Raw genomic sequence first — 12012 nt, 5'->3', positions numbered from 1 at the left:
ATGGGGACGAAGATTGAAAGCGCTGGCCGCGTGCGGCATGCCTGATAGCGGTTTCGCGATTCGGTCGAAACGGGCATGCGCCGGGTGGTGGGCAAGTCTATCACGCAGCATGCACACCGCCGTGACACCCGAGGGTCGCCCCCAATGACAGAGGGTGCGACACCCGGCGCGCGATGCCGACTGTGGGGCTGGCGCGACGCGCGGCCGCAGGCAGACGGCGTCGTGCTGGCGTCGACGCCGACCGGGTGCCTATAATGAAAAACGTTGCCATCGTGGTGAGGTCGCCGTGCAATGTCCAACCTGTGGGACGAACAATGCGACGCGTGCACTGCACTGTGTGAAGTGCGGCGCAACACTCGCGGATGCCGAACCCGGATTCCTCGCGGATGGCGGGCTGGGCGTGGCCGCCGTTGGTGCGATGCCCGAGACGCGCCCGACTGCGGTGTCTGCGGAACACGACGCCACTGCGTCCGACATTCCTCCCTCTCGAAAGCCCTCGCGTCGTGAACGTCGTGCGCGTGGCGAGGAGCCTGGCTGGCTCACCAGCGCGCTCGTGATCGGCACGGCAGTGTTCGCTGCCATCGCACTGCTTGGCATCTGGTGGAACCTGCGTGCGCCGTTTGTCGATCCGGTGCCGAAACCGCCCGGCGGAATCGCCGTCACCCCTTTCAATTCCGGTAACGACGTGCCGCTGGCGTCGAGCCCGGTGGCTGGCGCGGCGAGCGAAGCGTCGGCCGCCCTGGCGCGTGCGCAGGCGCTGGCTGCGGTGGATGCGGTGGCGTCCGGTGCGGCGGCCGAGATCGCCGCGAGCACGGCGGGCGGCGTCGCGCCATTGACCGCATCGGCGGCCACGGCGGCGCTGACGGCGGCTGCGACGGCGCCATCGACGGTGTCCCCGAACAATGCCCCGGACCCGATGATGCAATTGCTCCGCCGGAGCGAAGCCGCGGCAGGGACCAGCGCCCCGCCCCGGACGGCGGCCAACACCGATCTGCCAGCCCATTACGACAACGACGAGATCGGCGCGATTGCCGCCGCGCAGCAGGCGCAAGGGCAGTCCGAGGTGGCCTCCGCTGCGGTCGCGTCTGCACCGACGGCACAGACGGCAGCGGCGACGATTGCCGCAGCGCTCGCGCAATGCGACCGCTATCGCTGGTTCGAAGTGATTCCGAAGCAGCGCTGCATCTGGGCGGTATGTAATGGACGATGGGGCCGGGATGGGTGTCCGGCGGGCACGAATCCGGGCGAATCGCGCTAAATCGACATTGACTCGACATTGAAATTGGGCCGGAATTGCGCTGGGAGCGCGCGACGCTGCACGCCGTTTTTGGCCCAAATTGACAGCCCCCGGCTTTCCCCGTAAAGTGCGCGAGCGTGGTCGGGAGAGCGCACCGGGAAGCACATGCCGGCGCCGCCGAAGGGGTAATACCCATAAACTCTCAGGCATCAAGGACCGGCCGCGCCGAAGGCATCGCCTTCGATCTCTGGAGAGCGGTTGCGGCGTGCACGGCACGCGGGCAACCCACCGAAGGGGCCGGTCATCAGACGTATCTTGAACCGGGCAATCTCTCAGGTACCAAGGACAGAGGGGTCATCTCGCCAACTGGCATTGCGCCGGGCTAGTGCACAGGCACGCGCCCCGCGCGACAAGTGCCGGTCGTCGAGATGACCCCTTTTTGCATTTTCGGACGGCGAAATCGGCGAATGACACACGCGCCAGACGTCGTCCGGAATTCATGAACCTTGGAGCCTTACGGACAGACGCCCCGATGACCGAACTCAAACGTACTCCGCTCAACGAGACGCACCGCGCAGCCGGTGCCCGCATGGTCGATTTCGGCGGCTGGGACATGCCGGTGAACTACGGCTCCCAAATCGAAGAGCACAACGCCGTGCGTACCGACGCAGGCATGTTCGACGTCTCGCATATGTGCGTGGTCGACCTGCACGGCCCGAGCTGCCGCGAATTCCTGCGCTTCGCCGTCGCCAACAACGTCGACAAGCTCCAATCCCCGGGCAAGGCGCTCTACACCTGCATGCTCAACCCGAGCGGCGGGGTGATCGACGACCTCATCATTTATTTCATCGCTGAAGACTGGTTCCGCATCGTCGTGAATGCCGGTACCGCCGACAAGGACCTCGCGTGGATCGGTCAGCTCAACGCCCACGGCGATTACAGCCTGACGATCACCCCGCGTCGCGATCTGTCGATCGTGGCCGTGCAGGGGCCGAACGCCCGCGCCAAGGTGTGGCAGGCCGTGCCGGGCAGCCAGGCGGTCAGCGAAACCCTCAAGCCGTTCAACGCCGCGTTCGCCAAAGACACCGCTTTCGGTGAACTGATGATCGCGCGCACCGGCTACACGGGTGAAGACGGCTTCGAAGTCGTTGTGAGCTCGGATCACGTGGCGGCGCTGTGGAAGGCGCTGGTCGCCGTCGGCGTGCGTCCGGCCGGTCTTGGCGCGCGCGACACGCTGCGTCTCGAAGCGGGCATGAACCTCTACGGTCAGGACATGGACGACGATGTGTCGCCGCTCGACGCCGGTCTGGGCTGGACCGTCGAAAAGGAAAGCGACCGCACGTTCGTCGGCAAGGATTCGCTGATCTCGCGCGGCCAGACGTGGCGCTTCGCCGGTCTCGTGCTCGACGGCAAAGGCGGTGTGCTGCGCGCCCATCAGGTCGTGGTGACGGACGCGGGCGACGGTGAAATCACCAGCGGCACGTTCAGTCCCAGCCTTCAGCAATCGATCGCTTTTGCCCGCCTGCCGAAGGGCGTGCCGGACGGCGCCACCGTCCATGTGCAAATTCGTGACAAGCAATTGCCCGCACGTGTGGTCAAATTACCGTTCGTGCGTCACGGCAAGGCCGTGGTGGCCTGAGCAAGACTCCATTACGGCACGGCGACACGAAGTACCGAAAACCGAATACCCCAAACACTGAATCCCGGAGCGTCAACATGGCGAACATCCCCGATAACCTGAAGTACACCGAATCCGACGAATGGGCGCGTCTCGAAGCCGACGGCACCGTGACGGTCGGCATTACCGACTTCGCACAGGAATCCCTGGGCGACATCGTGTTCGTCGAACTGCCGGACGTCGGCCGCACGGTGGCCGCTGACGAAGCGTCGACCGTGATCGAATCGGTCAAGGCGGCTGCGGACGTCCACTCGCCGGTCAGCGGTGAGATCCTCGAAGTGAACGAAGAAGTGCCGGGTTCGCCCGACCTGATCAACGGCGACGCCTACGGCAACTGGCTGTTCCGCGTGAAGCCGTCGAACGTGGCCGAGCTGGACAAGCTGCTCGACGCCGGCGCTTACGCCAAGAAGATCGGCGCGTAATTTGCGGCCGGTCTGACGACTGAGTCCGGTCGGTGGACGGTGCTGCGCGGCTTCGGCTCGCGCGGTGCTGTCCACACGACATGGCTTCGTCGAACTGACTTAGTCGAACTGACTTCGTCGAACTGAATCAAGCAATACCTCCTACGCCGTCACTTGCCGTGATCGAACGAGAGATTTGACCCATGAATGCTTTGACCGACCTGCAGGCCGCGCGCCGCTCGCTTGCCGAGCTTGAGCAGCGCGACAACTTCTCCGCGCGCCACATTGGCCCGGATACTCCCGAACAACAAGCCATGCTCTCCGAGCTTGGCTACGCTTCGCGCGCCGCCCTGATCGACGCCGTCGTGCCCGACTCGATCCGCCGCGACAGCGCGCGCTTTGCCACGTCGCTCGGCCAGTTCGCCGCACCGAAGACCGAAGCGCAGGCGCTGGCGCAACTGCGCGCGCTGGCCGATCAGAATCAGGTCTTCAAGTCGTTCATCGGTCAGGGCTACTTCAATACGCTCACGCCGGGCGTGATTCTGCGCAACGTGCTCGAGAACCCCGCCTGGTACACGGCCTATACGCCGTACCAGCCGGAAATTTCGCAGGGTCGTCTCGAAGCGCTGCTCAACTACCAGCAGATGATCATCGACATGACGGGTCTGGCGATTGCCAACGCGTCGATGCTCGACGAGGCGACCGCTGCCGCCGAGGCGATGACGCTGGTCAAGCGCACGGGCAAGTCGAAGTCGAACACGTTCTTCGTGGCCGACGACGTGCTGCCGCAAACCATCGAAGTCGTGCAGACGCGCGCCAAGCCGCTGGGCATCGAAGTGCAGGTCGGCCCGGTGGCCGCCGCCACGCAAATCGATGCGTTCGGCGTGCTGGTGCAATACCCGGGGGTGGGCGGCGACGTGCGCGACTACCGTGCGCTGGCCGACGCGATCCACGCCAAGGGCGGCATGCTGATCGCAGCGGCCGACCTGCTCTCGCTCACGCTGCTTACGCCGCCGGGCGAGTGGGGCGCCGACGTCGCCGTCGGTAACAGCCAGCGTTTCGGCGTGCCGATGGGCTTCGGTGGCCCGCACGCCGCCTATCTGGCCACGCGCGACGAACTCAAGCGCTCGATGCCGGGCCGTCTGGTCGGGGTGTCGGTCGATTCGCAGGGCAAGCCGGCACTGCGTCTGGCGCTGCAAACGCGCGAGCAGCACATCCGTCGCGAGAAGGCGACGTCGAACATCTGTACCGCACAGGCGCTGCTCGCCATCATGGCCAGCATGTACGCCGCGTATCACGGCCCGCAGGGCTTGCGTGTGATCGCCGAGCGCGTGCACCGTCTGACGGCCACGCTGGCCGCCGGTCTCGCAACGCTGGGCGCGGCCCCGCGTAACGCGACGTTCTTCGACACGCTGACGGTGCCCGTCGCCGGTCGTGCGGACACCGTTCACACCGTGGCTGCGGCCCGCCGCTTCAACCTGCGTCGCGAAGACGCCGACACCGTGGGCATCTCGCTCGACGAGACCAGCACGCGCGCCGATGTGATCGCGCTGTGGGAAGTCGTCGCGGAAGGTCTGGGCAAGAGCGCGGTGTCGCTGGATTTCGACGCCATCGAGGCTACCGTCGCCAACGGATTCCCGGCGTCGCTCTCGCGTCAGAGCGCGTACCTCACGCACCCGGTGTTCAACCGCTATCACTCCGAGCACGAAATGCTGCGTTACCTGCGCAGTCTGTCGGACAAGGATCTCGCGCTCGATCGCACCATGATCCCGCTGGGCTCGTGCACGATGAAGCTCAACGCGACGTCGGAAATGTTGCCGGTGACGTGGCCGGAGTTCGGTCAGATTCACCCGTTCGCACCGACCGAGCAGACCGTCGGCTACCGCACGATGATCGACCAGCTGGAGCAGATGCTCGTCGCCGCAACCGGCTACGCCGCCGTCTCGCTGCAACCGAACGCCGGTTCGCAAGGCGAATACGCCGGCCTGCTGATCATTCAGGCCTATCACGCGTCGCGCGGTGAAGCGCATCGCGACATCTGCCTGATTCCGGCATCGGCCCACGGCACGAACCCCGCGTCGGCGCAGATGGCCGGTATGCAGGTCGTAGTCGTCGCATGCGATGCGAACGGCAACGTCGATCTGGCCGATCTGCAGGCGAAGGCCGAGCAGCATCGCGACCGTCTGGCTGCGATCATGATGACGTACCCGTCCACGCACGGTGTGTTCGAAGCGGGCGCGCGTCAGATTTGCGAAATCGTGCACGCCAACGGCGGCCAGGTGTATGTCGACGGCGCGAACATGAACGCCATGGTCGGCCTGTGTGCGCCGGGCGAGTTCGGCGGCGACGTGTCGCACCTGAACCTGCACAAGACGTTCTGCATTCCGCACGGCGGTGGCGGCCCGGGCGTCGGTCCGGTGGCGGTGGGCGCGCATCTGGCGCAGTTCCTGCCGAATCAGCGCTCGACGGGCTACTCGCGCGATGCCGACGGCATCGGCGCGGTGTCGGCGGCTCCCTACGGCTCGGCATCGATTCTGCCGATCTCGTGGATGTACGTTGCCATGATGGGCGCGCAAGGCCTGACGGCCGCGACCGAGACGGCCATCCTCAACGCCAACTACCTCGCCAAGAAGCTCGCGCCGCACTATCCGGTGCTGTACACGGGCCCGGGCGGTCTGGTGGCGCATGAGTGTATTTTGGATCTGCGTCCGCTCAAGGACACCAGCGGCATTAGCGTCGACGACGTGGCCAAGCGCCTGATGGACTTCGGCTTCCACGCTCCGACGATGAGCTTCCCGGTGCCGGGCACGCTGATGGTCGAGCCGACGGAGTCGGAATCGAAGCACGAACTGGACCGCTTCATCGAAGCGATGGTGACGATTCGCGAGGAAATTCGCGCGGTGGAGGAAGGCCGTGCCGATCGCGAAGACAACCCGCTCAAGCATGCACCGCATACGGCCGACGTTGTGACCGCCGACGAATGGACGCACGCCTACGCGCGTAGTCAGGCGGCCTACCCGGTAAAGGCCCTGCGCGAGCGCAAGTACTGGCCGCCGGTCGGACGTGCCGATAACGTCTACGGCGACCGGAACCTGTTCTGCGCCTGTGTGCCGATGAGCGACTACGAGTAAAACGTCGCGATAATTCGACAAACGGGGGCCGGCAGAAACATTGCTGGCCCCTTTTTGTCTCTATAGATGTAACGCGGATGCGCCAGACTGGCGGTATCCGTCGAGTCACATACACGTTTCAGAACTTCAGGAAAGCCCCATGGCCGTTTCAGTTTTCGATTTGTTCAAGATCGGTATCGGACCGTCGAGTTCGCATACCGTCGGGCCAATGCGCGCGGCGCTGATGTTCGTGCAGGGATTGGAGCGCGACGGCCTGCTGCCGCAAGTGGCATCGGTGCGTGCCGAGCTGTACGGCTCGCTCGGTGCGACGGGCAAGGGTCACGGCACTGACAAGGGCGTGTTGCTGGGCTTCATGGGCGAAGCGCCCGATACGGTCGATCCGTCGACGATTGCCGCGCGTCTTGCCGTGATGCGCAAGGAAAAGGTGCTATCGATTCTCGGCAGGCATGAAGTGCCGTTCGTCGAGAAGGAGCACATGGTGTTCTACCGTCGCGAGGCGATGGCGGAACATCCGAACGGCATGAAATTCCACGCGTTCGACGGCTCGGGCAACAAGCTGCGCGAAGGGCGTTATCTGTCGGTCGGTGGCGGTTTCGTGGTGACGGCCGGTGCGTCGAATGCGCAGGTGCTCTCTGCGCACAACCAGTTGCCGTATCCGTTCCGTACAGGCAAGGAATTGCTGGAGATGTGTCGCGCGAGCGGCAAGTCCATCGCCCAGCTGATGTGGGAGAACGAGAAGGTCTGGCATCACGGCGAGAATGCAGAAGAGGACATTCGTCGCGGCTTGCTCAACATCTGGAGCGTGATGCAGTCGTGCGTGACGCGCGGATGCGGCATCGGTAACGACGAGGCCGACGGCGAGTTGCCGGGGCCGCTGCATGTGCGACGCCGCGCACCGGAGCTGTATCGTCAGTTGACGCAACGTGCGGAGCGCACGCTGTCCGACCCGCTGTCGGTGATGGACTGGGTGAATCTCTACGCGATTGCCGTCAACGAAGAGAACGCGGCGGGCGGCCGTGTTGTCACGGCGCCGACCAACGGTGCTGCGGGCATCATCCCGTCGGTGCTGCACTACTACGACCGCTTCGTGCACGGCGCGAACGAACAGGGCGTGATCGACTTCCTGCTCACGGCCGGGGCGATCGGCATTCTGTATAAACTCAACGCATCGATTTCCGGCGCTGAAGTGGGCTGTCAGGGCGAAGTCGGCGTGGCGTGTTCGATGGCAGCAGGTGCGCTGGCGGCAGTGCTGGGCGGGACGGTCGAGCAAGTCGAGAACGCGGCCGAGATCGGTATGGAGCACAACCTGGGGCTGACATGCGACCCGGTCGGTGGCCTCGTGCAGATTCCGTGCATCGAGCGCAACGCAATGGCGTCGGTCAAGGCGGTCAACGCCGCACGCATGGCCTTGCGCGGCGACGGTGCGCACTATGTGTCGCTCGACTCCGTTATCAAGACGATGCGTGAAACCGGTGCCGACATGAAGACGAAGTACAAGGAAACGGCACGCGGTGGACTGGCGGTGAATATCGTCGAGTGCTGACGCGCGCTGCGTAGACATATCAAAGCCGCACGGTTTTTGCCGTGCGGCTTTTTTCTTATTGACGCCAACATTGTCGGTTTCGCGAACGCCGTTCGCGAAGTTCGGGCATTTCCCAGACCTCTTTCGGACGCTTGCCTAGAGAATAGCGGGCTTGACGTCTTTACTGCCACGCACGATATCGCGTTGCGCGGCAGTGACGTGACTGAGAGAGAGGGCACGGACAATGCGAAAGAAGCAAACAGGCGCATTCCTGATTTCGGCCGCGATTGCGGTCGCCATCCTTGGCGTATTGATTTCGTTTTGGGGCGTGAATTACGCGCGTCAGATGCGGATCGAGCGAGCCGAACGCATCGGCGAGGCGCTCAAGATCGTCGGCGACAGAGTGCAAAGCTTCGTCGTCGAACATCATCATGAGATCGATGCGCTTTTGCGCGACCAGAAAAAAAAGTTTGACGTGGGGGACGTGGAATTCCATCGCGCGACGGATTCGAAAGGCGCTTACGTAGGCAATCTCACAGCCGCCACGCTGATCGAGGCAACGCACGCGACGGGCATCGGTGAGCGTCCGCCGGGGAATGTCGGGGATTACGTCATTCGGGTTTATCTCGGATGCGACAACAAGAATACGAACTGCAACGTCGAAACGCTGACGTACATCGAGAAACCGATTCCAAAACCCTATTCGTCCGATCCGGATATGGATGCAGCGGTGATTGCTGCGCGCAAGATCGGCATGTTGGGTGGCGTTTCACAGGTCGACGGGGGGCACGCGTTTCGATTTCTTGAGGCTAATGGACGCAGCGGGACTGTTGAGAAATTCGCGACGACCGGAGGCCTCGTTGTCATGCGCGGCGGTTATTCGTCCAGTGCGGCGGACGTTTATCTTCGTCGCGATGGTTCGCGCGCAATGACCGGCGATCTGCAGATGGGCAAACACGACATCGTGGGTGCCGGAAAGATCGAAGGGCAAAAACTCGGGGTCACGAGTGCGACGGTGACCGGCACGCTGGATATAAGCGCTGCCACGATAAAGGGGGATCTGAATTTGACTGATCCGAAGACCCAGAAGCGAAGCGATATCGTTGGGGCAGGAGACATCAAGGGAGACGGAACGCTGACGATGAAGAGTCTCGACGTCGCTAGCGCGGAGGTCCATGGTCCGCTGAACGCGAGCAGCGTACAGGTCTCAAAGGATCTGAAGGTCAATGGTGATTTGCTGGCAGGCAAGGCAGTTGCGGAAACGATGACTTCGAAGAAGGCCCTGAAGTCGGGATCCGGTGTGGTCGTGCTGGAAAAGGAGTACCGCGTTGGCGGCGAGTGCAGTGGCGTGGGTGGCATTGACCGATCTGTGTCCAACGGGATTGCGCTCGATGCGCGTGGGCGCGTGCTCTCATGTCAAAGCGGTTCCTGGCAATTGGCGAGTACGCCGAAAACCGTGACGGAAGTGCCTGATCCCATCATTCAGGTCATCCGAGAAAATGAGGCACTGTGGCTCTCCGTTTTCAAGCCTGCCCAGAATCAGGGGATGAGCCTCGTCGAAGGCGCGCTGGCCTGTGCGCATGTCGACATGTCGCGAGGTGACCTGACGTCTCAGCTATTCCTCACGGCCAGCACGGATGTGGGCAGCCCTGAGATTAAGTTGACGTCTGACGGCTCGATATCGTTTTACAGGAGCGGACTTGGGGTCGCCGTTGCATGTTTATCGCGATCGTCACGGGTAAAAGGGCATGTGTATTCGATCATGGGCCCCAATTCCCTGACTTATCTCACAGTTGTGCCGCATGAACAGTACCCAAGCGATTCTTTCGAGTTCCAGGACAAGGCCATCGCCATTTTTACGCGCCGCCAACAAGAGCACATCGTGATGGGCATCTGGAACTACCCGTGGGCCGATTGCAGCGGCAGCTATCGGGGCCGAATGAACGGTGCGCTGGCATGCACAGTGATGGAGCGGTCATGGTGCTACGCGACGTCCGGCGGTTCCAGAAGAGCATCTGTGGAAATCGATACCGACGGCACACCCATCGTCGACTTCGGCAATACGTATGGCGAAGTGACCTGCGCTTTTCCAACGAAGGCAGACGTGATCGCTGCGGGCTTCGAAGTGTGCCGTTACGACGGCAATAACTGTGCATCCAAATGGTGATCACCACTGCGGTGCTAACGCCCATATGTCCGTCACATGAATGCCACATTCCCCGTTTAATCTACTCACCGATGTCTCCTTGCCTTGTCTTTGAGCCGCCCGGCGAATGCCGAGCGGCTTTTTTATTGGCCGTGCACCGTGGACGGTGGCTTCAACGGCGTCGGTCATTAGGAATAGACGTAAAGTTCGGCGACAAAGTCCCGAACTGAGTGAATTGTTGCGATTCTCCCGCCTCACCCCCTGACTTTCCCGGGGGACGACAGGCAGTTACGAAAGGAGACGCAATCGATGGAAAGTTGGCTCAATTCGGCGGTCGACGCGATTGGCGGGGCGCTATCCGGCTACCCGCTGGTCATTGCCCTGCTTGGCGCGGGCTTGTATTTCACCTTGCGGTTCGGCGGCATTCAGATCCGTGCGTTTGCGCATAGCGTCAGCCTGCTGCGCACTTCTGGCGGTACGTCGGGCATTTCCCCGTTTCAGGCCTTTGCGACCGGGCTCGCCAGCCGCGTCGGCACTGGCAACATCGCGGGGGTCGCGGTCGCGTTGACCATTGGCGGGCCGGGCGCCATTTTCTGGATGTGGATGACGGCGTTCGTGGGCATGGCGTCGGCATTTGTCGAGTCGACACTCGCCCAGATCTTCAAGGTCCCTCACCGTGACAGCACGTTTCGCGGCGGGCCGGCATATTACATCCGGCTCGGACTCGGTTCGCGCAAGTTCGCCGTCGTCTTCGCCGTCGTGTTGCTCTACACGTTTGGCTTTGCGCTGAACTCCGTGCAGTCCAATTCCATCGCGAACGCACTTGAAGCCGCGTTCGGCTGGGAGCGGCAGTGGATCGGCATCTCGCTGGTTCTGCTGACAGCACCGATCATCTATGGCGGGGTGCGTCGGGTGGCTCGATTCGCGCAATGGATCGTGCCGGTTATGGCCATTTCGTATCTCGGGCTGGCGGCCTATGTTTGCATCGTGAACATCGATCAGATCCCCGGGATGATCGCCATGATCTGGCGTCATGCGTTTGGGCTGGAGCCTGCTGCGGGCGGTATTGTGGGATACGCCGTCGGTCAGGCGATTCTGATGGGTGTGAAGCGCGGCCTCTTTTCCAACGAGGCCGGCATGGGCAGTGCACCCAACGCGGCGGCGGTAGCCACGACGAAACATCCCGTGCAGCAGGGGCTGATGCAGATGCTCGGTGTGTTCTTCGACACCATCGTCGTGTGCTCGGCCACGGCGTTCATGATTTTGCTGTCGGGGCAGTTCATCCCAGGCTCGGGACCGGAAGGCGCCGTGCTGACGCAACGTGCGCTGGGCGTGCACTTCGGCGACTGGGCGGTGATCTTCACCGGTATCACCGTATTTTTCCTCGCATATTCCAGCGTGCTCGGCAACTACGCGTTTGCCGAAGTGAATATGGACTTTCTGACACAACGCGTGTGGCTCCTCAACATCTTCCGTGCGTTCGTCTTGCTCGCGGTCATGCTGGGTTCCGTCGCGAGCTTGCCGCTGGTGTGGAGCTTTGCCGATGTCGGCACGGCGTTGATGGCGTTTATCAACCTTGTCGCGATTGGCCTGTTGATACGTTACGCACAGGCGGCGTGGTGTGACTATCAGACGCAGCGCAAGGCCGGAGTTGCCGACCCCGTCTTCGCACGCGATGCGTTGCCGCCCGAGTTGCGCGCGAAATTGCACGCGGATGTCTGGCCCGCGACGCGCGAGTCGAAGACCGCTGGCGCTCGGGTGGCCGGTCGGCGCGGCGAAGATGCCGAAAATGCAGAAGACGCAATAACGCCGAACGCGGTCTGATCACACGGCGCCGTCCGAAGCGCACTATCGTTCCTGACGCGTCAAAAAGCACAGGGGCCGGTGAGTCATCCTC

At 62.9% G+C, this 12012-nt stretch carries 7 protein-coding genes and 2 riboswitches; all 7 genes read left to right on the top strand.

What is annotated here, in order from left to right:
* Nucleotides 1-286 precede the first annotated feature (286 nt).
* Nucleotides 287-1258 (top strand): zinc finger Ran-binding domain-containing protein, encoded by a 972-nt coding sequence (locus NA29_RS24670; protein WP_150777616.1) that lies wholly within the window; start codon nucleotides 287-289, stop codon nucleotides 1256-1258.
* Between the two features lie 111 nt (nucleotides 1259-1369).
* A riboswitch (glycine riboswitch) is annotated at nucleotides 1370-1466 on the top strand.
* A gap of 8 nt (nucleotides 1467-1474) precedes the next feature.
* Nucleotides 1475-1596, top strand: a riboswitch (glycine riboswitch).
* A gap of 173 nt (nucleotides 1597-1769) precedes the next feature.
* Entirely contained in the window at nucleotides 1770-2876 is a 1107-nt protein-coding gene (gene gcvT / locus NA29_RS24665) for a glycine cleavage system aminomethyltransferase GcvT (RefSeq protein ID WP_039393945.1), read from the top strand.
* Between the two features lie 77 nt (nucleotides 2877-2953).
* Complete coding sequence (gene gcvH / locus NA29_RS24660) at nucleotides 2954-3337, top strand: glycine cleavage system protein GcvH (protein WP_039393944.1); 384 nt, start codon at nucleotides 2954-2956, stop codon at nucleotides 3335-3337.
* A 182-nt stretch (nucleotides 3338-3519) separates the two neighbouring features.
* A complete protein-coding gene (gene gcvP, locus NA29_RS24655) occupies nucleotides 3520-6447 on the top strand; it encodes an aminomethyl-transferring glycine dehydrogenase (protein WP_052252373.1) in 2928 nt (975 codons plus the stop codon).
* 139 nt (nucleotides 6448-6586) lie between these two features.
* Nucleotides 6587-7990 (top strand): L-serine ammonia-lyase, encoded by a 1404-nt coding sequence (locus tag NA29_RS24650; RefSeq protein ID WP_039393943.1) that lies wholly within the window; start codon nucleotides 6587-6589, stop codon nucleotides 7988-7990.
* Nucleotides 7991-8213: 223 nt separating this feature from the next.
* Nucleotides 8214-10136 (top strand): hypothetical protein, encoded by a 1923-nt coding sequence (locus NA29_RS24645; protein ID WP_039393942.1) that lies wholly within the window; start codon nucleotides 8214-8216, stop codon nucleotides 10134-10136.
* Nucleotides 10137-10424: 288 nt separating this feature from the next.
* Nucleotides 10425-11939, top strand: a complete 1515-nt coding sequence (locus NA29_RS24640) for an alanine/glycine:cation symporter family protein (RefSeq protein WP_052252372.1) — start codon at nucleotides 10425-10427, stop codon at nucleotides 11937-11939.
* Nucleotides 11940-12012 lie beyond the last annotated feature (73 nt).

The organism is Pandoraea sputorum (genome assembly GCF_000814845.2).
Classification (GTDB): Bacteria; Pseudomonadota; Gammaproteobacteria; order Burkholderiales; family Burkholderiaceae; genus Pandoraea; species Pandoraea sputorum.
The sequence above is the reverse complement of the archived record's forward strand: the minus strand, read 5'-3'. Positions and strand labels throughout refer to the sequence as shown.

Excerpts from the sequence above, each read along its gene's own strand:
- gcvT (WP_039393945.1), top strand. The coding sequence starts at position 1,770 with ATGACCGAACTCAAACGTACTCCGCTCAACGAGACGCACCGCGCAGCC.
- gcvH (WP_039393944.1), top strand. The coding sequence starts at position 2,954 with ATGGCGAACATCCCCGATAACCTGAAGTACACCGAATCCGACGAATGG.
- gcvP (WP_052252373.1), top strand. The coding sequence starts at position 3,520 with ATGAATGCTTTGACCGACCTGCAGGCCGCGCGCCGCTCGCTTGCCGAG.
- NA29_RS24650 (WP_039393943.1), top strand. The coding sequence starts at position 6,587 with ATGGCCGTTTCAGTTTTCGATTTGTTCAAGATCGGTATCGGACCGTCG.
- NA29_RS24645 (WP_039393942.1), top strand. The coding sequence starts at position 8,214 with ATGCGAAAGAAGCAAACAGGCGCATTCCTGATTTCGGCCGCGATTGCG.
- NA29_RS24640 (WP_052252372.1), top strand. The coding sequence starts at position 10,425 with ATGGAAAGTTGGCTCAATTCGGCGGTCGACGCGATTGGCGGGGCGCTA.